We start from the raw sequence: 22,048 nt of genomic DNA on the forward strand, positions 1-22,048 counted from the left end.
GGCGGTGCCATTGCTCAATTTCAGCGGAACGACTGCTCAATTTCGCCGGTCGAGGTGATCTGGCGAGGCGGCGTACGCACTTTTCGTGCTCCTGAATCAGCAGGTCTACTGCCATCTGAGGGATGGAGACTTTCCGGACGGAAGTCTCCGTCTTGGGGCGGGACAAGGTGAGTTCTCCGTTTGGATTCTTGATGTACTGCTTGCTGACCGAGATGGTGCGGTTTTTAATATCCAGGTCAGACCATAGCAGTGCTACCAGCTCCCCCTTGCGCAGGCCGCTGACCAGTTCTAGATAGAACATGGGCAGAAGCCCTCTGGCGTCGGCAGCGTCGAGATATGCTTTCATGTGCTCCGGCTCCAGAATTTTCATCTCGAATTTACGGACCTTGGGAGCGATACAATCATCTGTCGGATTACGGGGAATGAGCCGTTCCTTGACTGCCCGCTCAAAGGCGCAGTGGAGCATGAGATGGACGCTCCGTACCGTGGTACTGCTCAATCCCTGAGCGCCGGTTTTGGTTTTCCGTTCCCGGCCCTTTTCCATCAGGTCCTTGTAGAGCTTTTGAAGGTCACGGGAAGTCAGCTTGGTCAGCTTGATGTTTCCGATGCGGGGGATCGTATAGGTGTTGATCATCAAATCGTAGCGGTCTGCTGTGGCTACCCGCACATTGGGCTTGGCATAGAGGTCATACCAAGTTTTGAGCCAGGTAGCCACTGTGAAGTCATCGGCACGGGCAACATCCATACCGTTTGTTTCTTCCAGAGCGCGTTTCAGCTTTTCGCGGACCTCAGCTTGCGTTTTGCCCAGCACGTTTTTGATGATTCGCTTGCCGGTTTTAGGGTCGTGTCCTGCCGTGTAGCGAGCCTCCCACCGGCCATCTTTTCGCTTACGAATATTGCCTTCGCCGTTGGCACGTTTTTTTGACATTATTCCGTATCTCTCCTCTCCCAACTTTCACAAGCCTGCCGCTCATCCTCAGCTTCGAAGCTATATGGCGGCTGGTCTGCCTGTAGCTCCTGTTGGATACCCTGCGCCAGACGGTAGCCGGATATGAAGCTGTTCAGGCAGGCTTCATCCCGCAGTTCATCTTCCATGTCCGCTATCCGCAGGAGCAGTTTTTTCTCTGGCTTATTCAGTAACCGAGCAAGCTGGCTGTGAGTTCTCTTGATTTTTCTATCCAGATGTTCAGCCCTCCGGGATGGTGTCTCGAACCTGTGGTACAGGGCTTTCATATAATCGTGCATCGTGTGCCACCTCCTGTCAGCGACACACAATACCGCAACCTCTGCTGAATAGCCATCCCCAACTGACTACAATTTTCAGAAAGTTATCAATTGCGGGCAGGCTTTCTTTCTTTGTTTTGCGACGCAAATTTTGAGGTGACATATGGACATGCGTTGCCGCCAGAGTAAGCAATTTGGGGCCGCATCCAATATCGGATGCGGCCCATTTGGAACCAGCGCTACACTCATGCGTAGGGATTGTGCGCCGTTGGGTTCCCCGCGAACATATAGCAGAAGGCTTTGCCGTTGGCGATTGTAACGCCGACACCGACGGCATTGCAATTCGGGTCAATCATCGTTGCCAGGTGGCCGGGGGAGTTCTCCCAGTTTGCCACAGCCTTTTCGGAAATCCTTTCGAGGTTCGTGACGGTGAACACCGTCAGGTTGGAACCGAAACCGTGTGGATACCCAGACGCTGCAACAGTCTCACATTCCACCCGGTTATTATGCTTGGTGTACAGGTAGGAGGAGCATTCCTGCGCCGCATCCATGAGAGACTGATCCACCGCCAGTTCTGACACACTGTACTTTCTTCGTACCTCGTTGATGCGCCGGATCATTTCCTCCCGAATCTCCATATCTGTCGGCTGGGAACTTATTTCCTGCACCGGGGCAATTCCGGTATACGGTGCGCCTGTGTCAATTTGCACGCCGTCAGACCAGTATACATTGAAGTCTACCTGCTGGCCGATATCCCTGAGCCGCACATAATTGTGCCCCGCAATGTTATAGGCGGTCATGGAGACCTGCCGGCCATCCACATAGATCTTCTGCCAAGTAGGTTCTGCTACTATTCCCGCGGCGGCTTCGCTCACCAGAGCCGCGCCGATAACCATGCCCGTCACCATGGCCGTGATGTTTCTCTTATCATACTTCATGCTGATGCTCCTTTCCGTTTTGTAACACACAGCAATACCACAACTGTTGGCTTTAGGCTGTGAGACGACAAGCTCTCCTTTTACTCGATGGACCTGCCGTTCTACCTGAAGCGCCCCCTGTGTTGAAGTTCAGGTCATCCCATTGCAGGGCCAGAATTTCTCCACGCCGCAGTCCTGTGGGACAGCTCCAGCAGGAGAAGCTCATAACAGCCGTCTTCTTTGGCTTGAATTAAGAGACGCTGCATTTCCTCCGGGGTGAGTACCTGCATCTCTCGGGGCTTGGCGGAGGGAAGCCTGCAGCCGTCCGCGGGGTTTCGGATGATCAGCTTTTCTTCCACAGCCTTTGCCAGTGCGGAACGCAGGGTGGTGTGGCAGCCCCGTACTGTCTGGTCGGATAGCCCTTCGCCGTAGCGGTCTGCGTCCTTCCGCCTGCCGCTTTGCTTGAGGTTTGTATAGAACTGCTGCAGGTCATTCTGCGTCAGTTTGTCCAGTGGGATGCCGCCCAGCACCGGGATGATGTGGCCATAGATCCGCTGTTCATAGGACATCTGGGTGTTGGGACGAAGCGTGGGCTTTTTGTGAGTTTGATACCAGAAGTCCAGCCATTCGCGGACAGTCATCCGGGGCTTGGCCTGACTGGGAGTGGGCGCAGCCGGCGTTTGCCGTAGCGCCTTCAATTTTTCAATACATTCTGACTTTGTCTTGGCCAGAACATTTTTAGTTTTGGGAAGCCCTCTTTCGTCGTAGCCAATGAGGCACCGGCCCTCCCAGCGGCCATCTTTTCTCAGGCGGATGCTTCCGGTGCCCCGTTTTCTGCGCTCCGCATGAGTCTGCAGAGCTCACCCCGCCGCAGGCAGTCAGCTCTGTGCAGAAGAAGTCATGCCAGACGGCGTCATGTTTGATTGCCTCCATGAACCGTTCCAGCTGGTCATCATTCAGGACCTGTTTGGGCTTCGGATTCGCTTTTGGAACCGGGATATTCTCAGTGGGATTTTTGGCAATGATGTGGGATTCCTCTGCCGCTTTCATGGCTTCGTGTAACATGGTGTGGATGCCCATGATGCCGGATCCCGGCGTAATTTTTGCGACGGAATCCGGCGGCGTGGTTCTGCAGCGGGCCAAACAGCCGAACGACAGATCGGAACAGCCGGTCGCTCCGCAAAAAAGCAAACCGTGAGGGGGCTTTTGCAGCCCCTCACGGTTCAAACGCATCATTTGATCTGCCTTCCATACGCCACCATGTCTTCCGGACAGGGATGGACTTACGAATTTTCCTGTGCTTCAGGCTCTTTGCCGCACTGGATCATGCGGTAGCCGATGCCGATGTGTGTCTGGATGTATTGCGGATGGCTCTGATCCGCCTCCAGCTTTTTTCGCAGGGTGGCCATAAAGACCCGCAGGGAGGGCAGCTCTGCGGCGGCGCTGTCGGCCGAGCCGCCCCAGATCTCGCTGATGATATAGTTGTGGGTCAGCACCTTGCCGGTGTTCTTGGCCAGCAGGCACAGCAGCTTGTACTCGATGGGGGTCAGATGCAGCTCCTGACCGTCCCGGTAGGCGCATCCGGCGGCGTAGTCAATGACCAGGCCGCCGTTTTGATAGCGGGCCGACGCCTCGCTGGTCTTTTGACTGTCATACCGCACCCGCCGCAGAGCCACCCGCAGCCGGGCCAGCAGCTCGTCCACGGAGAACGGCTTTGTGAGGTAATCGTCGGCCCCGGCGTCCAGAGCCGTCACCTTGTCCCGGTCGTCGGCCCGGGCGGAAACAACGATAATGGGCATGTTGCTCCAGGAGCGGACCTTTTTGATGATCTCGATACCGTCCATATCCGGAAGTCCCAGATCCAGCAGCATCACATCCGGGCGGCAGGACAGCGCGTCCAGGATCGCCTGCTGGCCGTTTTTGGCCCGGTGGAACTGGTAGTTCTGGGTCTCCAGCGTGGTAGCGATGAGATTGCCCACGGCGGTGTCATCCTCCACGAACAGTATCTGCGGTTTATTCATAAGCGGTTACCTCCGATGCCCGCAGGGTGAAGCGGAAAACAGCGCCCCGGGGATGATTGTCCAAAACTTCAATGGCACCGCCGTGGGCGGTGACGATGGACCGGCACAGGGAGAGCCCCAGCCCCAGCCCGCGCCGTCCGTCTCCCCGTTCGTTGCCGGCGGTATAGAAGCGTTCAAAGAGCTTTTCCTTGGCCTGGTCGGGAATGCCCGGCCCGTCGTCGGCAATCTCCACATACACCGTCCGGCCGCTCCTGCGGGCGGACAGGGTGATGTGGGAGCCTTCCGGCGTGTACTGGATGGCGTTGTTCACGATGTTGATGATGACCTGCACCATCAGCCGGGCGTCCATATCCGCCATCAGCATATCGTCCGCCAGCTCCGTGCGGATATGGTGCATGCAGGCCTTTCGGTCCAGATGGTTGAGAGCTTCCGCGAAGATGTCCTCCAGCAGCTCCGGCTCCATATTCATGTGGACACGGCCATCCTCAAGCCGGGTGATGGACAGCAGATTCTCCACCAGATTGAACAGCCACATGGCGTCGTCATAGATTGCGGTGAAAAGACTCTGCCGTTTTTCCGGCTCCAATTGGTCGGCGCGCTCCATCAGGATGTCGGCGTTGCCGGAGATGCTGGTGAGGGGCGTCCGCAGGTCGTGGGAGATGGCCCGCAGCAGGTTGACCCGCAAAGCCTCCTGGCTGGCCTGTGCCTCCGCCTGCTGCTTTTCCCGCATGGTCAGCTCCTTTTCCAGCGCCAGACCGCATTCGTCCAGCAGGGCTACCATCAGGTTTTTTTCAAAGGACTGCAGCGGATGGCCGCTTTCCACGGCAATGCCCACCACCGCCAGGGCGCCTCCGGTGCCCCGGATGGAGAGATACAGGCATTTTGCGCCCGGCAGGGTGTTGGTGGTGGCGCCGGCGTGCTTGTTGTTTTTCAGGACCCACTCCGCCACCGCTTCCTCGTCCGGCGTCAGCAGCGCCGAGAGGTCCCGCTCCTCCGCGAAGGGGAAGGCGACGGCAGGCAGCAGCCCGCCCTTTCCATCTGCGGAATAGACCACCAGATCCCGCTCCAGCAGATGCCCCAGCTGCTGGGCGGCGACGGTCAGAATGGCCTCCGCACTGTCCGCCGTCTGCAGCTTGTGACTGGATTCCAGCAGGATAGCGGTGCGGTAGGCCTTGTCAGCGTTCATCTTCGCTTGGGTCTTGACCCGGATGGTCAGGGAGCTGCTGAGCAGGGCTACGATAAACATGATGCCGAAGGTGGCGATGTAGCTGGGGTCGCTCCGCAGCGTGAAATAGGGCTCCGTGAAGAAAAAGTTGAACAGCAGCACCGACAGCAGCGAGGAGAGCAGACTGTAACTGCGTCCTGTGGTGACCATGGCGATGCCCAGCACGCCCAACAGGTAGAGCAGGATGATGTTGGTGTCCGAGATGCCCAGAGCGGCAAAGAAATAGCCCCCCAGTGTACAGGCCGCCAGAACGGACAGCATTTTCAGAAGGTCCCCGGCGGAAAGCCGCTCCTCACTCCGACGGGGGTGACCGGCGTGCTGCGCCCGGCTGTTTCCCTGCTGATCCGGGATGATGTAGATATCCAGGTCCGGGGCAAGGTCATTGAGCCGGTCCACCAGGTTTTTGGTCCGGCGGAGGCCCTCCCGGTGAGGACTGCGGCCCAGGACCACCTTGGAGATGCCGCTGATGCGGGCGTACTCCGCGATCTGCGCCGCGGGATCGTCGCCGTAGGTGGTCGTGATCCGGGCGCCCAGCTCCTCCGCCAGACGGACATTGGCGCTGATGCGCCTGCGGTCCTCTTCGGACATGGAGGCGTAATCCGGCGTCTCCACGAACAAGGCGGTGAAGGCGCCGTGGAAGGCCCGCGCCATCCGGGCGGCGGTGCGGATGACCTTGGGATTGGAGGGGGAGGCGGAGAGGCAGGTCAGGATATGCTCCCCCGCCTTCGGCTTTTCGTTCCCCTCGGACCACGGCGCCGCGTCCAGCCGGTCCGCCGTCCGCCGCAGGGCGATCTCCCGGAGGGAGGCCAGCGTCTTGGCGGTAAAAAAGCTCCCCGCGGCCTGCTCGGGGAGGCAGACCTTTCCCTTCCGCAGCCGCTCCAGCAGGTCGGCGGGCTCCAGGTCCACCAGCTCCACCTGGTCGGCGGAGTCAAACACACTGTCCGGGATGCGCTCGGCGACGGACACGCCGGTGATGGCGGCCACCTTGTCGTTGAGGCTCTCCAGATGCTGCACATTGACCGTGGTATAGACGTCGATGCCCGCCCGCAGCAGCTCCTGCACATCCTGGTAGCGTTTCACATGGCGGCTGCCCCCGGCGTTGGTGTGGGCCAGCTCGTCCACCAAAATCAGTTGGGGATGGCGATCCAGCGCCGCGTCCAGGTCAAATTCCCGCAGCTCTGTCCCTTCGTATGGAACGCGCCTGGCGGGAAGCTGCTCCAGCCCGTCCAGCAGTGCCGTGGTCTCGGGCCGGGCATGCGGCTCCATATAGCCCACCGCCACATCCACGCCGGCGGCCTTGGCCCGGTGGGCGGCTTCCAGCATCGCGTAAGTCTTGCCGACGCCGGCGGCATAGCCGAAAAATATCTTCAGCCGTCCCGCGCCCTGGCCTTCCGCGTGCCGGAATTCCCCGGGCACTGTATCGGGATTCGGATGATACCCGTCCGCCATGAAAACCGCCCCTTTCTGTCGTAGTATTCCTTATACTACCTTGGAATGCGGGGCATTGCAACCCTTCAACTCGCTGAAAGAGTCCGTATTCGCGGACTCTTTTTTCGCGTTCCGGGCGGACTGCCGCTCCTCCGCTTCATCCCAGCAGGGGGAGATGCCGCCCCTGTCCAGAAAACGACCAAGGCGGCCCATGATGAAATATCCCACCGCCGCGATATAAAGAAAACCGCCGAGTATCGCAAAGGCTTCCATACAGTTCACTCCTCAAAGCGCAGACAGCCGATGAAAACACTTTTCCTGCTTCCATTATAAACGCAAACATCTATGGGTGAGATTTGCGTTTTCCGCAGGAGATTAAGATTGTATAAATGCCGTGGGACGTCTGCCGCGGAGCGCGCTCCGCCTTTATCCAATCTTAATGCCCCGTAAAGAACCCTAATAAACTCCTCATTTCTTCCATGCTATAATCTTTATACGTTCTGATACTTTAGGGAGGCAGTGGCCGCGTGTTCAGAGAAAAACTTCAGGCGGTGTTTGCGCCTTTTTGGAAAAGCGAGCGGGTGTCGCCCGCCCGCGTGATCATCCTGGGCTTTCTGCTGCTGATCCTGCTGGGGACGGCGCTGCTGATGCTGCCCTTTTCCACAAAGGCGCGGGGCGGCGCCTCCTTTTCCGACGCGCTGTTCACCGCCACCTCCGCCACCTGCGTCACCGGACTTGTGGTCCGTGACACGGCAAGCTGCTGGTCCGGCTTTGGGCAGCTGGTCATCCTGCTTCTCATCCAGGTGGGCGGCATGGGCGTGGTCACTATGGCGGTGGCGATCTTTATTTTTTCGGGCAAGCGGATCGGACTGAAGCAGCGCTGGGTCATGCAGGAATCCATCTCCGCGCCCCAGGTGGGCGGGATCGTCCGTATGACCGGCTTTATCCTGAAGACCGCGTTTGCCATGGAGGGCATCGGCGCCGCGATCCTGGCGCTGCGGTTCTGCCCGTGGTTCGGGCTGTGGCGCGGACTGTGGTATTCCGTGTTCCATTCCGTCTCCGCCTTCTGCAACGCGGGCTTTGACCTGATGGGGGAGGAGGCGCCGTTTTCCTCGCTGACCGGCTATACAGGCGATCCCGTGGTGAACCTGACGGTGGTGCTGCTGGTCGTGGTGGGCGGCCTGGGCTTTATGACCTGGCAGGACATCGCTGCCCACCGTCTCCGCTTTCAGGCGTACCGGCTGCAGAGCAAGCTCATCCTGGTCACAACGGCCGGCCTGCTCACGTTCGGGTTCCTGTTCTTTTTGCTCTATGAGTTCCGTCTGCCCCAGTGGGACGGGCTCTCACTGGGAGAAAAGGTGCTGGCCGCCCTTTTCCAGTCCGTCACCCCGAGAACGGCCGGTTTCAATACCGTGGATCTTGCGCAGATGTCGGAGACCGGCCGGCTGCTGACCATTCTGCTGATGCTGACCGGCGGCTCGCCCGGGTCCACCGCCGGCGGTTTCAAGACCACCACCCTCGCGGTCCTGATCCTGAGTGCCGCTGCCGTCTTTCAGCGGCAGCGCAGCGCCAGGTGCTTCGGCCGGCGGGTCCAGGAGCCCGCACTCCAGAGCGCCTGCGCCATCTTTCTGCTGTACATATCTCTGTTTCTGACCGGCGGTATGCTGATCTGCTGCATGGACCATGTTCCGCTGATGGACTCCTTATTCGAGGCGGCTTCCGCCATCGGCACGGTGGGCCTGTCGCTGGGCGGCACCGCCCGGTTTTCGCTGGCGTCCAGAATGATCCTGGTGTTCCTGATGTATTTCGGCCGTGTGGGCGGCCTGACGATGATCTACGCGTTCACAGCGGGGAACGGAACGTCCGTGTCTCAATTTCCGCAGGAGCCGGTAACGGTGGGATGAGAAAGGAACTTGCATATGAAGTCTGTACTTTTGATCGGATTGGGGCGCTTTGGGCGGCATATGGCGCAGAAGCTGCGGGAACTGCGCCATGAGGTGCTGGCCGTGGACCGCGACGAACAGCGGGTGAATGATATTCTGCCGCTGGTGACCAACGCCCAGATCGGGGACAGCACCAACGAGCAGTTCATTGCCTCTCTGGGCGTCCGGAACTTTGACCTGTGCGTGGTGGCCATCGGTGATGACTTCCAGAGCTCTCTGGAGACCACCGCCCTGCTGAAGGAGCATGGCGCGCCCTTTGTGCTGTCCCGGGCGGCGCGGGATGTGCACGCCAAATTCCTGCTGCGCAACGGCGCGGACGATGTGATCTACCCGGAAAGGCAGATGGCTTCGTGGGCGGCGGTGCGGTACAGCGCCGACCACATCTTCGATTATATTGAACTGACGGACGACCACTCCATTTTCGAGACGGCGGTGCCCGCCTCCTGGGTGGGAAAGACCATCGTGGAGCTGGCAGTCCGCCAAAAGTACCACATCAATGTGCTGGCCACCAAGCACGACGGAAAGCTGGAGCCGCTGCCTGGCCCGGCGCACTGCTTTCAGGCGGATGAAACGATTTTCATTTTGGGCAGCAACCGGGACGCGCAGCGGTTTTTGAACTTGTGAAGCGCGGCCGTGCGGGGCAAAATGCGGGCGGACGCCTGCTCCGCGCTATCTTCTGCGGTTTTCATCTGACAAAAAGAACCGGCCCTTTCTCCATGGAGAAAGGGCCGGTTTTTACTGCATCATATTGCGTGAGGCGATCGATTTCATGGGCCGGATGGAAAGCAGGCACACCAGGATCGTCAGGATGTCCGCCATGGGCTGCGAGAGGTAGATGCCCGCAACGCCGATGAGCCTGGGCAGAACCAGAATGAACGGCACGTAAAACAGCCCCTGCCGGATCATGGACAGGAACAGGCCGTAGCGGGACGAACCGATGGTCTGGAAGGTAATGGTCATCATATAGCACAGGCCGAAAGCGGGATACAGGATCACCTGAGAAGTCAGCAACTTGGCGCCGTAGCCGATGATGACGGGGTTGCGGTTAAACAGCATGATCAGAGGCTTCGATAAGATGATATAGACCGCTGCCACCAGTACCGTCAGCAGCAAGGCGGCCCGCAGGGCGAACCGTACACATTCGTGAAAGCGGTCCTCGTTTTTCGCGCCGAAGGCGTAGGAGGCCACCGGCTGGTAGCCCTGCATAAAGCCCATGACCACATAGCAGCCGATCAAAATGAGGCGCTGGACCACACCGTAGGCGGCCAGCAGCTCGGTGGCGTCCGCCATGGGCTTGATGGCGACATTGGTCAGGGAACTGGCGACCGCCAGGCAAATCTGAATGATGGCGGTGGGAATGCCGATGAGGGTCACGGTTTTGACCATGCCCCAGGTGGGCTTGAAGGATCGCGCCCTGATCTTGATGACGGACCGCCCGCTGAGGTAGAAGCCCACCAAAATGAAGAAGGTGACGAACTGGGATACGGTGGTGGCAAGAGACGCGCCTTCCACGCCCATGCCAAGCCCCCAGCTGAACATGAAAACGGGGTCCAGCACCACGTTCAGCGCCGCGCCGGTGATGACGGCGACAGAGGAGATCCGTACCGAAGATTCAGCGCGGGCGGCGCAGTTCATGCTCTGGGCGGGCAGATTTGCAAGAGCGGCAATGAACATCCAGAACGCGTAGTCTTTCGCCTGGGGAAGCACCTCGTCCGACGCACCGAAAGAGCGCAGCAGAGGCTCCATAAAGACGATGCCCAGCACACAGAGGAGAATGCCGATCCCCACGGACAGGCCTACGATGGTGGTCACGGTCCGCTCGGCGCCCTCCTGGTCTTTGGCACCCAGCTGCCTCCCGGCTAATACGGCGGCGCCGGCGGCAAAGATGTTTTCAATGGACACCATGATGAGCAGGAGGGGGACTGTCACGCCCACCGCCGCCAGGGCGATGTCGTCCCGCAGCATGCCGATGTAGGCGGTATCCACGATGTTGTAAACGGCTTTGGCCAACAGCGCCAAAGTGGCCGGTATGGCCAGCTTGACGATTGCCTTCGATGGTTTCATTTCGCCCAGAACGGACTGGGCCTGCTGAGTTTGCATACAAATGGTCCTTTCCGGATAAATAATAAAATAGACTTATCGGTCTGCTTTTAAATATAGCACAAACAGACCAGCCGGTCAATATCGGATGGCCACGTCCTGGCATGAAAAAGCCACCGCCGGCGGCGGTGGCAAAAGGGCGGCTCAGCGCTGGCCGATCAGCCCATAGAGCATGGTGTGCAGCGTCTGGCGGCAGAGCCGGTCGTACTCCTCCGGCTGGGGGATCTCCTGGCTGTTGGCTTTCAGATAGGTGTTGAAAAAGTCCCCCAGCAGGCGGAATTGCCAGATGGCGTCCTGAAGGCTGACGCCCTCCGCCAGACGTTCCTTTTTTAAAATTGCCGTGAACATCGCCTCATTCAGCGCGTCAAACTCCCTCCGGCAGTCGGAGAGCTGCTGCTTCAGATGAGCGGGCGGATCGGCCACGGTACCGCAGAACAGGCGCTGGTGGAGCGGGTGCTCCCGGAAAAAGCCGAGACGAACATCAAAATATTGGTCCAGCGTAACGGTTTCCACATCCAGGTGACCGGAGAGATACGCTGTCAGCTCCTGAAAGCACTGGTTCACACAAGCTAGGTACAGGGTGTCTTTATCGGCATAATAGTGATAAAGGAGGCCCTTGGAGATCCGACCGTTGGCGCAGACCGTATTGATGGATGCGCCAAGATACCCGTGAGCACCGAATTCCGCAAAGGCGGCGGACAGGATGCGTTCCCGGCTGATCCTGTTTTTTTCTTCCTGCTTCATATGGACATATCCCCCTCTTGCTTGTTAAGTATATCAGATGTCGGAAGGCAAGTCCACCGTTTGTTGAGCGGCGGTTTTTGCATAGGCGGAGGGCTTTCGCGGCACACTAGTGCAAACGCGGAAAGGAAGTCATGCCATGCCTGAAAGACTTGTTATCGCCCTGGGCGGCAACGCCCTGCAATCCAAGGATTCCGCCCCTACCGCCGAGGCCCAGCTGGAGGTGGTCCGTGAGACCGCCCGCCATATCGCCGAGATCAGCGGGCGGGGCTACGAAATGGCCGTGGTCCACGGCAACGGTCCCCAGGTGGGCCGCATTCTGCTGGCCAGCGAGACGGCGAAAGAGGTGGTGCCGCCCATGCCCTTTGACGTCTGCGGCGCCATGAGCCAGGGCTATATCGGCTACCATATCCAGCAGGTGCTGAAATATGCCCTCAGCGCCCGGAACCGGAACTGCCCCGTGGTGTCCCTCACTACCCAGGTGGTGGTGGACCGGAACGATCCGGCTTTTCAGAATCCCACCAAGCCCATCGGCGGCTTCTGCTCCAAAGAGGAAGCGGAGCGGCTGGAGCGGGAGAAGGGCTATGTCATGCGGGAGGACGCGGGGCGCGGCTGGCGGCGGGTGGTGGCGTCGCCCCTGCCGAGGCGCATCGTGGAGATCGGCGCCGTCCGGCTGCTGTGGGACCACGCCATCGTCATCACCTGCGGAGGCGGCGGTATCCCCGTGGTGGAAAACCCCGACGGAACCCTGGAGGGCGTGGCCGCCGTCATTGACAAGGACTTTGCCGCCGAGCTGCTGGCGGAGGAAGTGGGCGCCGACGCCCTGCTGATCCTGACGGAGGTGGAGAAGGTGGCCATCCACTGGGGCAAGCCGGACCAGCGGGACCTGGACCATCTGAGCCTGGCGGAGGCCGCCCGGTACGTGGAGGAGGGCCAGTTCGGTGTGGGCAGTATGCTGCCCAAGGTGGAGGCCGCCATGCGGTTTGTCCGGGCCAATCCCGGCAAGCGGGCCATCATCACCAGCCTGGACAAATGCGTGGACGCCCTGGAGGGCAAGACCGGAACTGTCATCACTTTCGCGTAAAAAAACAGCCTGCGTCAGCAGGCTGTTTTTTTATATACGGTGTTTTCGGGCGGCGGAAGAACCGACGCCCAGTTCCATACGGTATTTCGCCACCGTCCGGCGGGCCACCTCCATGCCGTCCTCCGCCAGCAGCCGGCACAGCCGCTGGTCGCTGAGGGGATGGCAGGGGTCTTCACTTGCCAGCAGAGCCAGCAGCTTCTGCTGCACCGCCTGACGGGAGGGCCCCTGCTCGGTGACGGCCCGGCTGAAAAAGTACCGCAGGGGGTACGTCCCCTGGCGGCATTGCAGGTATTTGCCCCGGACGGCCCGGGAGATGGTGGAGGGGTGGAGGCCCAGCGTATCCGCCAGGGTGGACAGGCTCATGGGGGCCAGGGCGGTGGTCTGTCCGGTGAAGAAGGGCCGCTGCGCCTCCAGGATGGCATCGGCGCACCGGCGGAGGGTGCCGCCCCGCCGTTCCAGGCTGTTCAGGAGCCATTTGGCCTGCTGGAGCTTTTGGCGCAGGTAGTCCCGGGTCTCCGGCTCGTCGGACTCCCGCAGGAGGCGGACATAGTAATCGCTGACGGAGATTTGGGGTAAGTAATATTCGTTCAGCACGGCCCGCAGCTCGCCGTCCAGCTCCACGATAAATACATCGGGGCGGACGTAAACGGTGGGCTCCGCCGGCTGAAAGGCCCGGCCGGGATGGGGGTCCAGACCGGAAATGACTTTTTCGGCGGCCCGGACCTCCTCCATGGTCAATCCCAGCTCCCGGCAGATGGGGCCGTAGTGCTTTTTCCCCAGCTCCGGCAGGAACCGGGCGGTGATGTCCATGACGGCGGGGGAGACGTGCTCCTGCCGGGCCAGCTGCAGGAGCAGGCATTCTGAGAGGCTCCTGGCGCCGACGCCGGCGGGGTCCAGACTTTGCAGCGTTTCCAATGCCTCGCTGATGAGGGACAGGGGAATTTTCAGTTCTGTCAGCCCATCCAGGTCTTCCGGGGCCAGGTAGCCGTCCTCATCCACCAGCTCCGCCATGTATTTCGCCAGGGCCAGCAGGGGCTTGGGCAGGCGTTTGCGCTCCAGCTGGTCGCAGAGGAAGGAGGACAGGCTCTCCGTCTCTTTGTCCACGGCGCCCCGTTCGGGAAAAGCGGCGTCATCGTGTGTAAAGGTGGCGCCGTAGACGCCGCCGTCCAGCCAGCTGGCCTTCTGCCGCAGCTCTTCGTAGGAATGGCGCAGGTCGGCGGAGTCCTCCTGCTCCAGCACCGGGTTTTCCTCGGTGACCCGGTTCAGGTATTCCAGCAGCTCCTGGGCGTTCATCTGCAGAACTTCCATGGACTGCAGGAGCTGGGGCGTCAGTTTCAATTCCTGCCGCAGGTCGGTTTTCAGGGAAATCAGGCCCATGGAACGCCCTCCTTACTTCGATACGTATTTTGCCACCTTCCGGGCGGCGGTGGCCTGGGAGATGCCCAGCTCCTTTGCCACCGCCACGGTGGTGCCGCAGCGGTGGTAGGCGTCCCGGATGATCTGGCCCTCGTAGGCGTCCATCCGCTCCGCCAGCGTGCCCTTTCGGGTCAGCAGCTCCACCGGAGGCACTGCCTCGCCGGTGTACTCCACCGGCAGGGCGGTGGTGTCGATGATGGGGTCCTGCACGGTGATGACCATGCGCTCGATGAGGTTTTCCAGCTGGCGGACGTTGCCGGGCCAGTCATACTGCTCCAAAAACGTCAGGAACCGGGGGGTGAAATTCAGGTTTTTTCCGTATTCGCCGCAGAACCGGGCCAGGAACTGGTGGGCCAGGGGCAGGATGTCCTCCGTGCGCTTGCGCAGGGGCGGGATGTGGATGCGGATGACATTCAGGCGGTAAAAGAGGTCGGAGCGGAACAGGCCCCGCTGGACATCCTCCTCCAGATTACGGTTGGTGGCGACGATGAGGCGGAAGTCCAGCTCGATCTTCTTGGTGCCGGACAGCCGCTCAATGGTTTTTTCCTGAATGAGCTGGAGGAGCTTGGACTGGATATGGGGCGGCAGCTCGCCGATCTCGTCCAGAAACAGCGTCCCGTGGTTTGCCAGCTCGATCTTGCCGATCTTGCCGGAGGAAGAAGCGCCGGTGAAGGCACCCTTCTCATAGCCGAACAGCTCCGATTCGATGAGGTTTTCGTGGAGGACCGCGCAGTTGACCTCGATGAAAGGCCCGTTGGCCCGGTTGCTCATGGCGTGGATGGCCTTGGCAACGGCGCTTTTGCCCACGCCGGTCTCGCCGGTGATGAGGATGTGGGCCTTGGTGTTGGCGGTGTTCTGCATCAGCGTCCACAGCCGCTGCATGGAGGCACTTTTGAAAATCAGGCTGGTGGAGGTGGCCCGGGTGCGCAGCTCCGCGATCTCCTCGGAGTAGTGCTGCAGGGAATCCTGCAGGTGGCGGTAATTCTGCTGAATGGTATTGATCTGCTCCATGGACACCGTGTTGAAACAGACGGCGTACTTCAGATCGCCGCTGTTGTCGAACAGGGGGATGCCCACGGTCATCACGTTTTTGTGGATATGGTTGATGGTCTGGGTGGTGGTGATCTTCTTCTTCTGGCGGATGACCTCCGCCGTGATGCAGGGGGAGAAGGTGCCGTCTACCTCCAGGTCAAAGGCGCTTTTGCCCACGATGGAGCCGTGACTGAAGCCAAAATTCCGCTCGTAGTTCTCACTGACACGAAGAATGATGCCCTTGGCGTTGGAGAGCATCATGTCATCCGCCAGCACCAGATTGTTTTCCGGGCTGATGATGTCAAACAGGCCCTTGAGATTGATGTCGTTTTCAAACAGGTCCAGAAAATTTGTAGACTCTGACAAAACTTTCAACCGCCTTTCCGCCGCAGCGAGAACTGGAAACTCTATTCACTTTTGAGTATAGCATATTCAAAAATGAATAGAAAGAGGAAAGAAACAGAAAATGACGGTCGAATCCACCAGAATTTTAAGGGTGAAATTATAACCTCCGCACAAAGCAGGCGGAAAACGACCGAACGGCGGCAAAAGTCCAGCCTATTCATTTTTGAATAGGCTGGAAAAAACGTCCAGCACAAATGCGCTGATAGCACAAAAAAGTCCCCTGAAACCAAGCATACTGCACAGAAAAATACCACTGATGGAAGGAAATGACGATTGAAAAGTTGGCATGAAATTTGCTATAATTTTGAGGCAGCAAGGAATGAGGATGACCCGGGGAGCTGCCCGGAGCCATACCTCAAAATTTAAAGGAGGAACTGTTATGTATCAGACCATTCGTTACGAGAAGAACGGCAACATCGGCATTGCCACCATCAATCGTCCCGAAGCGCTGAACGCTTTGAACTCCACTGTCATTACTGAACTGGAACAGCTCATTACCGAGGTCGAGCAGGATACCGAGCTGCGGGCCTTCATTCTCACCGGCGAGGGCCGCTCCTTCGTGGCCGGCGCCGACATCGGCGAGCAGTATCCCATGGACGTGGCCGCCGGCCGCAAGTGGGGTCAGCGCGGCAGCGCCCTGATGCGCCGCATCGAGAAGCTGGAGATCCCCACCATCGCCGCGGTCAACGGCTTCGCTCTGGGCGGCGGCTGCGAGCTGGCCATGAGCTGCGACATCATCCTGGCCGCCGGCCCCAACGCTGAGGGCAAGGGCGGCGCCAAGTTCGGCCAGCCCGAGGTGGGCCTGGGCATCACCCCCGGCTTCTCCGGCACCCAGCGTCTTCCCCGTCGCGTTGGCATCGCCAAGGCCAAGGAGCTGATCTTCTCCGGCAAGACCATCGGCGCTCAGGAGGCCAAGGAGATCGGCCTGGTCAACGCCGTGTACGCTCCCGAGGAGCTGCTCAACGGCGCCATCGCCATGGCCCAGTCCTTCACCGCCAACGCTCCCATCGCTGTGAAGTATTCCAAGGCCTGCATTGACCGCGGCATGCAGATGGACATTGACGACGGCATCGCCCTGGAGAACGAGCTGTTCGCCATGTGCTACGCCACCGCCGACCAGAAGGAAGGCATGGGCGCCTTCCTGGAGAAGCGCAAGGAAAAGCACTTCCAGAACAAGTAAGACACTAATACTACATAGATAAAGAGGGAGTCAGACATGAAGAAAGTTCGCGTGATTACCGCTGAAGAAGCGGCATTGATGGTCAAGGACGGCGACACCGTCTCCACCGGCGGCTTTGTCAGCTGCGCCTGCCCCGAGGCACTGACGAAGGCTCTGGAGCAGCGCTTTGTGGAAACCGGCCATCCCCGGGACCTGACGCTGTTCTTCGCGGCCGGCCAGGGCCACCGGGACGGCACCGGCGGCGACCATTTCGGCCATGAAGGCATGTGCAAGCGCGTGGTCGGCGGCCACTGGGACCGTGCCGCCAAGCTGGGTGAGCTGGCTCTGGCGAATAAGCTGGAAGCCTACAACCTGCCCCAGGGCGTCATCACCCATATGTACCGCGACATCGCCGCCCACAACATCGGCACCATCACCCATGTGGGCCTGTACACCTTTGTCGATCCCCGCAACGGCGGCGGCAAGCTGAACGAGTGCACCAAGGAGGACCTGGTGAAGCTGGTGAACATCGAGGGCGAGGAGCGGCTGCTGTACAAGCCCATCCCCATTGATGTCTGCCTGGTCCGCGCCAGCTATGCCGACGAGTACGGCAACTGCACCGTCCATCGTGAGATCGGCCCCCTGGACGTCACCGCCCAGTGCCAGGCCACCAAGAACTCCGGCGGCAAGGTCATCGTCCAGGTCGAGAAGATCGTCCAGGGCGGTTCTCTGGACCCCAAGCTGGTGAAAATTCCCGGCATCTATGTGGACGCCATTGTGGTAGGCTCCGTGGAGGACAACATGCAGTGCCTGGGCATGCCTTATGACGGCGCCCTGACCGGCGAGTTCCGCATTCCCGTGGATGCCATCCCCCCCATTCCCCTGGACGCCAAGAAGATCCTGGCCCGCCGCGCCGCCATGGAGCTGCCCCAGGACGCCATCGTGAACCTGGGCACCGGCGCTCCCGAGAAGATCGCTAACGTGGCCGCCGAGGAAGGCATCTCCGACAAGCTGATCCTGACCGTCGAGGCCGGCGGCATCGCCGGCGTGCCTTACGGCGGCACCCAGTTCGGCGCCTCCGCCAACGCCATGGCCATCCTGGACCACAACGTCCAGTTCGACTTCTATCAGGGCGGCGGCCTGGACGTGGCCTTCCTGGGTCTGGCTGAGACCGCTCCCAACGGCGACCTGAACGTGTCCAAGTTCGGCACCCGTCTGGCCGGCGCCGGCGGCTTCATCGACATCACCCAGAACGCCAAGAAGGTAGTCTACTGCGGCACCTTCACCGCCAAGGGCCTGAAGACCGAGTGCAAGGACGGCAAGCTCGTCATTGTGCAGGAGGGCGCCAAGAAGAAGTTCGTCAAGCAGGTGGAACACATCACCTTCTCCGGCGTCTACGCCAACAAGGTGCACCAGCCCGTGCTGTACGTTACCGAGCGTGCCGTGTTCGAGCTGCGTCCCGAGGGCGTGACCCTGATCGAGATCGCCCCCGGCATCGACCTCCAGACCCAGGTCCTGGACCAGATGGAGTTCATGCCGAAGATCGCCGAGGACCTGAAACTCATGGACGAGCGCATCTTCCGTGATGAGCTGATGGGCCTGGCCAACGACTAAATCAAAGACCCCCAACAAAACGAGGAGGAAAAGAAATGGCACTGATGACCGCACAGGAGTACATTGACAGCCTGCGCAAGCTGAACACCCGCGTGTACATGTTCGGCGAGAAGATCGACAACTGGGTGGATCACCCCATGATCCGCCCCTCCATCAACTGCGTGGCCATGACCTACGCTCTGGCTCAGGATCCCCAGTACGCGGACCTGATGACCGTGAAGTCCAGTCTCACCGGCCACACCATCAACCGCTTCACCCACCTGCACCAGTCCACCGAGGACCTGATGAACAAGGTGAAGATGCAGCGTCTGCTGGGCCAGAAGACCGCTTCCTGCTTCCAGCGCTGCGTGGGCATGGACGCCTTCAACTCCGTCTTCTCCACCACCTATGAGATCGACGAGAAGTACGGCACCCACTATCACGAGAACTTCAAGAAGTTCCTGACCTTCGTGCAGGACAACGACCTGACCGTGGACGGCGCCATGACCGACCCCAAGGGCGACCGCTCCAAGGCTCCCAGCCAGCAGGCCGACCCCGACATGTATGTCCATGTCGTCGAGCGCCGTGAGGACGGCATCGTGGTCTGCGGCGCCAAGTGCCACCAGACCGGCTCCATCAACTCCCACTGGCACATCTTCATGCCCACTATCTCCATGGGTGAGGCTGATAAGGACTGGGCCGTCTCCTTCGCCTGCCCCACCGACGCCGAGGGCATGTACATGATCTACGGCCGTCAGTCCTGCGACACCCGGAAGATGGAGGCGGACGCCTCCATCGACGTAGGCAACGCCAAGTTCGGCGGCCAGGAGGCTCTGGTGGTCCTGGACCATGTGTTCATCCCCAACGAGTACATCTTCCTCAACGGCGAGTATGAGTTCGCCGGCATGATCGTGGAGCGCTTCGCCGGTTATCACCGCCAGTCCTACGGCGGCTGCAAGGTCGGCGTGGGCGACACCCTGATCGGCGCCGCTGCTCTGGCCGCCGAGTACAACGGTGTGGAGAAGGCCTCCGCCGTGAAGGACAAGCTGATCGAGATGACCCACCTGAACGAGACGTTGTTCTGCTGCGGCATCGCCTGCTCCGCCCAGGGCTTCAAGACCAAGGCGGGCAACTATCAGATCGACCTGCTGCTGGCCAACGTCTGCAAGCAGAACGTCACCCGTTTCCCCTATGAGATCGTCCGTCTGGCTGAGGACATCGCCGGCGGCCTGATGGTGACCATGCCTTCTCAGGTGGACTTCAGCAGCGACACCGTGGTGGGCCGTAACGGTGAGACCATCGGCGAGATCTGCAACAAGTTCTTCGCCACCCGGGAGGGTGTCTCCACCGAGAACCGCCAGCGCATCATGCGCTTCATCGAGAACCTGTGCCTGGGCGCCGCCGCTGTCGGCTACCGCACCGAGTCCATGCACGGCGCCGGTTCTCCCCAGGCCCAGCGCATCATGATCGCCCGTCAGGGCAACATCCAGGGCAAGAAGCAGCTTGCCAAGGATATTGCCGGCATCAAGGACTGAGGCCGGAAACCATTCTATCATTCGACATCCCATCCGGTCCGTGGAGTACGCTCCGCGGACCGGCGGGGGTGAACTGGCAAGGGACTGAAAAATCGGCCCCCTGCGGGTCAGTGCGCCTCCGAAGGGTCGAAATACCGCGAGAATCCAAAATTTGAATATAAGGAGTAAACATCATGGATTTCAATTTGAGCCGTGAGCACCAGCTGATCCGGAAGATGATGGCCGAGTTCACTGAGAACGAAGTGAAGCCCATCGCCGCCGAGACCGACGAAAAGACCCTGTATCCCCGCGAGAACATCGAGAAGCTGTTTGACCTGGGCGTCATGGGCATGTGCGTGCCCAAGGAGTACGGCGGCGCTGGCGCCGATCCTCTGGCTTCCGCCATCTGCATCGAGGAACTGTCCAAGCAGTGCGCCTCCACCGGCGACATCGTGGCCACCCACAACGGCCTGTGCTGCGATCCCATCCTGACCCACGGCACTGAGGAGCAGAAGGCCAAGTATCTGCCCATGCTGACCACCGGCCACAAGGTCGGCGCCTTCTGCCTGACCGAGCCCAACGCCGGTTCCGACGCCTCCAAGGGCCAGACCGAGGCCCGTCTGGAAGGCGACCACTATGTGATGAACGGCTCCAAGATCTTCATCACCAACGGCTATGTGGCCGACGTGTTCGTGGTCTTCGCCATGACCGACAAGTCCAAGGGCACCAAGGGCATCTCCGCCTTCATCGTGGAGAGCAGCTTCCCCGGCTTCTCCGTGGGCAAGCACGAGGTGAAGATGGGCCTGCACGGTTCTCCCACCGCTGAGATCGTCTTCACCGACTGCATCGTTCCCAAGGAGAACCTGCTGGGCAAGGAAGGCAAGGGCTTCTCTATCGCCATGCAGACTCTGGACGGCGGCCGTATCGGTATTGCCGCTCAGTCCCTGGGTATCGCCGAGGGCGCCCTGGAAGAGGCCAAGAACTACACCAAGGGCCGTGTCCAGTTCGGTAAGCCCATCAGCAAGTTCCAGAACACCCAGTTCACCTTCGCCGACATGGAGCTGGGCTGCGAGGCCGGCCGTCTGCTGACCTATCAGGCCGCCGTCCTGAAGGGCGAGGGCAAGCGCTACACCAAGGAGGCCGCCATGGCCAAGCTGTTCTGCTCCGAGCACGCCATGAAGACCACCACCAAGGCGCTGCAGATGTTCGGCGGCTACGGCTACACCAAGGACTATCCCATGGAGCGCATGATGCGCGACGCGAAGATCACCGAGATCTACGAGGGCACTTCCGAGGTCCAGCGCATCGTTATCTCCGCCAACATGGGTCTGTAAGAGGAGGAAAAGACGATTATGAAGATCATTGTTTGTGTCAAGCAGGTTCCCGATACCTCCGGCAAGGTCGCTGTCAATCCCGACGGCACCCTGAACCGCGCATCCATGCAGACCATCACCAACCCCGACGATATGAACGCTGTTGAGGCCGCCCTGAAGCTGAAGGACGAGACCGGCTGCGAAGTCGTTGTTGTCACCATGGGTCCCCCTCCCGCGGCCGGCATGCTGCGTGAGCTGATGGCCATGGGCGCCGACCGCGGCGTCCTGGTGTCCGCCCGTGAGTTCGGCGGCTCCGATACCTACGCTACCTCCCAGATCCTGGCCGCTGCCGTCAGCACCATCGGCATCGAGGATGACGACATCGTGATGTGCGGCCGTCAGGCCATCGACGGTGATACCGCCCAGGTCGGCCCCCAGATCGCTGAGAAGCTGCACCTGCCCCAGATCACCTACGCCGCCGAGATCACCAAGGAAGGCAAGACCGTCACTGTCAAGCGCATGCTGGAGGACGGCTACATGACCATCAAGACCCAGACTCCCTGCCTGCTGACCTGCATCAAGGAGCTGAACAACCCCCGCTACATGAGCATCGGCGGCATCTATGCCACCTATGAGAAGCCCCTGGATGTCTATGACTATGAGAAGCTGAAGGATCATCCTCTGATCGACGCTACCACCATCGGTCTGAAGGGTTCTCCCACCAACATCTTCAAGAGCTTCACGCCTCCCCAGAAGGGCGTCGGCGTGATGCTGGAAGGCGACGGCAAGGAGACCTGCGAGAAGCTGGCCGGCATTCTGGCCGACAAGCACATCATCTGAGAAAGGGGATAAACGACTATGTCTAATTTCAACAGTGCTGATATCGCTGCTTTCAAGGATGTATGGGTGTTCTGTGAGCAGCGCGAGGGCAAG

Annotated in this window: 19 protein-coding genes and 1 pseudogene; 8 read left to right on the plus strand and 12 right to left on the minus strand. The window is 60.2% G+C overall.

The features are described 5' to 3' along the window. The 8 genes and pseudogenes from JQM68_RS11925 to JQM68_RS11960 all read right to left on the minus strand — a co-directional run. Nucleotides 1-928 (minus strand): site-specific integrase (locus JQM68_RS11925; RefSeq protein WP_235223230.1); only part of this gene is annotated, 928 nt, incomplete at its 3' end. Then, nucleotides 928-1,245: a DUF6809 family protein gene (locus tag JQM68_RS11930; protein ID WP_235223231.1), complete on the minus strand. Its 318-nt coding sequence runs from the start codon at nt 1,243-1,245 to the stop codon at nt 928-930. The genes JQM68_RS11925 and JQM68_RS11930, both read right to left, overlap by 1 nt. 224 nt (nt 1,246-1,469) lie before the next feature. After that, complete coding sequence (locus JQM68_RS11935; RefSeq protein ID WP_235223248.1) at nt 1,470-2,162, minus strand: CAP domain-containing protein; 693 nt, start codon at nt 2,160-2,162, stop codon at nt 1,470-1,472. Between the two features lie 42 nt (nt 2,163-2,204). Beyond that, nucleotides 2,205-2,998, minus strand: a pseudogene (locus JQM68_RS14010) (site-specific integrase); the annotation flags it as partial. Continuing rightward, nucleotides 2,880-3,377: a hypothetical protein gene (locus tag JQM68_RS11945; RefSeq protein WP_235223232.1), complete on the minus strand. Its 498-nt coding sequence runs from the start codon at nt 3,375-3,377 to the stop codon at nt 2,880-2,882. The pseudogene JQM68_RS14010 and the gene JQM68_RS11945, both read right to left, overlap by 119 nt. Before the next feature lie 47 nt (nt 3,378-3,424). Beyond that, on the minus strand, nt 3,425-4,162 hold the full coding sequence (locus JQM68_RS11950) for a response regulator (RefSeq protein WP_235223233.1): 738 nt from the start codon (nt 4,160-4,162) through the stop codon (nt 3,425-3,427). Further along, nucleotides 4,155-6,836, minus strand: coding sequence for a sensor histidine kinase (locus JQM68_RS11955; protein WP_235223234.1), 2,682 nt, complete (start codon nt 6,834-6,836; stop codon nt 4,155-4,157). The genes JQM68_RS11950 and JQM68_RS11955 overlap by 8 nt, the downstream gene beginning before the upstream one ends. A 30-nt stretch (nt 6,837-6,866) precedes the next feature. Continuing rightward, the gene (locus tag JQM68_RS11960; protein ID WP_235223235.1) at nt 6,867-7,088 is read right to left on the minus strand and encodes a hypothetical protein; all 222 of its coding nucleotides are present in this window, start codon (nt 7,086-7,088) and stop codon (nt 6,867-6,869) included. Nucleotides 7,089-7,342: 254 nt separating this feature from the next. On the opposite strand from JQM68_RS11960, the gene JQM68_RS11965 reads away from it, so the two are divergent. Continuing rightward, nucleotides 7,343-8,719 (plus strand): TrkH family potassium uptake protein, encoded by a 1,377-nt coding sequence (locus JQM68_RS11965; RefSeq protein ID WP_235223236.1) that lies wholly within the window; start codon nt 7,343-7,345, stop codon nt 8,717-8,719. A 15-nt stretch (nt 8,720-8,734) separates the two neighbouring features. After that, entirely contained in the window at nt 8,735-9,382 is a 648-nt protein-coding gene (locus tag JQM68_RS11970; protein WP_235223237.1) for a potassium channel family protein, read from the plus strand. A 111-nt stretch (nt 9,383-9,493) separates the two neighbouring features. Here the strand turns inward: JQM68_RS11970 and JQM68_RS11975 are convergent, their stop codons facing one another. Both JQM68_RS11975 and JQM68_RS11980 read right to left on the minus strand, forming a co-directional pair. Then, nucleotides 9,494-10,858, minus strand: a complete 1,365-nt coding sequence (locus tag JQM68_RS11975; RefSeq protein WP_235223238.1) for an MATE family efflux transporter — start codon at nt 10,856-10,858, stop codon at nt 9,494-9,496. A 144-nt stretch (nt 10,859-11,002) separates the two neighbouring features. Next, nucleotides 11,003-11,602, minus strand: coding sequence for a TetR/AcrR family transcriptional regulator (locus tag JQM68_RS11980; RefSeq protein ID WP_235223239.1), 600 nt, complete (start codon nt 11,600-11,602; stop codon nt 11,003-11,005). A 136-nt stretch (nt 11,603-11,738) separates the two neighbouring features. Here JQM68_RS11980 and arcC point away from each other — a divergent pair, with 136 nt between their 5' ends. Next, the gene (gene arcC / locus JQM68_RS11985; protein WP_235223240.1) at nt 11,739-12,683 is read left to right on the plus strand and encodes a carbamate kinase; all 945 of its coding nucleotides are present in this window, start codon (nt 11,739-11,741) and stop codon (nt 12,681-12,683) included. A gap of 30 nt (nt 12,684-12,713) precedes the next feature. Here the strand turns inward: arcC and rpoN are convergent, their stop codons facing one another. Together rpoN and JQM68_RS11995 are read right to left on the minus strand one after the other, a co-directional pair. Next, nucleotides 12,714-14,060 carry an RNA polymerase factor sigma-54 gene (rpoN, locus tag JQM68_RS11990; protein ID WP_235223241.1) on the minus strand — a complete coding sequence of 449 codons (1,347 nt, stop codon included), beginning with the start codon at nt 14,058-14,060 and terminating at the stop codon, nt 12,714-12,716. A 12-nt stretch (nt 14,061-14,072) separates the two neighbouring features. After that, nucleotides 14,073-15,497: a sigma-54 interaction domain-containing protein gene (locus tag JQM68_RS11995; protein WP_235223242.1), complete on the minus strand. Its 1,425-nt coding sequence runs from the start codon at nt 15,495-15,497 to the stop codon at nt 14,073-14,075. Between the two features lie 418 nt (nt 15,498-15,915). Between JQM68_RS11995 and JQM68_RS12000 the strand changes: the two genes are divergently transcribed. The 5 genes from JQM68_RS12000 to acrB all read left to right on the plus strand — a co-directional run bounded on the left by JQM68_RS12000 (nt 15,916) and on the right by acrB (nt 21,955). Next, on the plus strand, nt 15,916-16,716 hold the full coding sequence (locus JQM68_RS12000) for an enoyl-CoA hydratase-related protein (RefSeq protein ID WP_235223243.1): 801 nt from the start codon (nt 15,916-15,918) through the stop codon (nt 16,714-16,716). A gap of 36 nt (nt 16,717-16,752) precedes the next feature. Further along, the gene (locus tag JQM68_RS12005) at nt 16,753-18,309 is read left to right on the plus strand and encodes an acyl CoA:acetate/3-ketoacid CoA transferase (RefSeq protein ID WP_235223244.1); all 1,557 of its coding nucleotides are present in this window, start codon (nt 16,753-16,755) and stop codon (nt 18,307-18,309) included. A 35-nt stretch (nt 18,310-18,344) separates the two neighbouring features. Further along, the gene (locus tag JQM68_RS12010; RefSeq protein WP_235223245.1) at nt 18,345-19,823 is read left to right on the plus strand and encodes a 4-hydroxyphenylacetate 3-hydroxylase family protein; all 1,479 of its coding nucleotides are present in this window, start codon (nt 18,345-18,347) and stop codon (nt 19,821-19,823) included. A gap of 173 nt (nt 19,824-19,996) precedes the next feature. Continuing rightward, nucleotides 19,997-21,136 (plus strand): acyl-CoA dehydrogenase, encoded by a 1,140-nt coding sequence (locus tag JQM68_RS12015; protein ID WP_235223246.1) that lies wholly within the window; start codon nt 19,997-19,999, stop codon nt 21,134-21,136. Between the two features lie 18 nt (nt 21,137-21,154). Continuing rightward, nucleotides 21,155-21,955, plus strand: coding sequence for an acryloyl-CoA reductase electron transfer subunit gamma (acrB, locus tag JQM68_RS12020; protein ID WP_235223247.1), 801 nt, complete (start codon nt 21,155-21,157; stop codon nt 21,953-21,955). The last annotated feature ends 93 nt before the right edge of the window (nt 21,956-22,048 follow it).

Origin of the sequence: Oscillibacter valericigenes (genome assembly GCF_021531435.1) — a bacterium.
Lineage (GTDB): Bacteria > Bacillota > Clostridia > Oscillospirales > Oscillospiraceae > Oscillibacter > Oscillibacter valericigenes_B.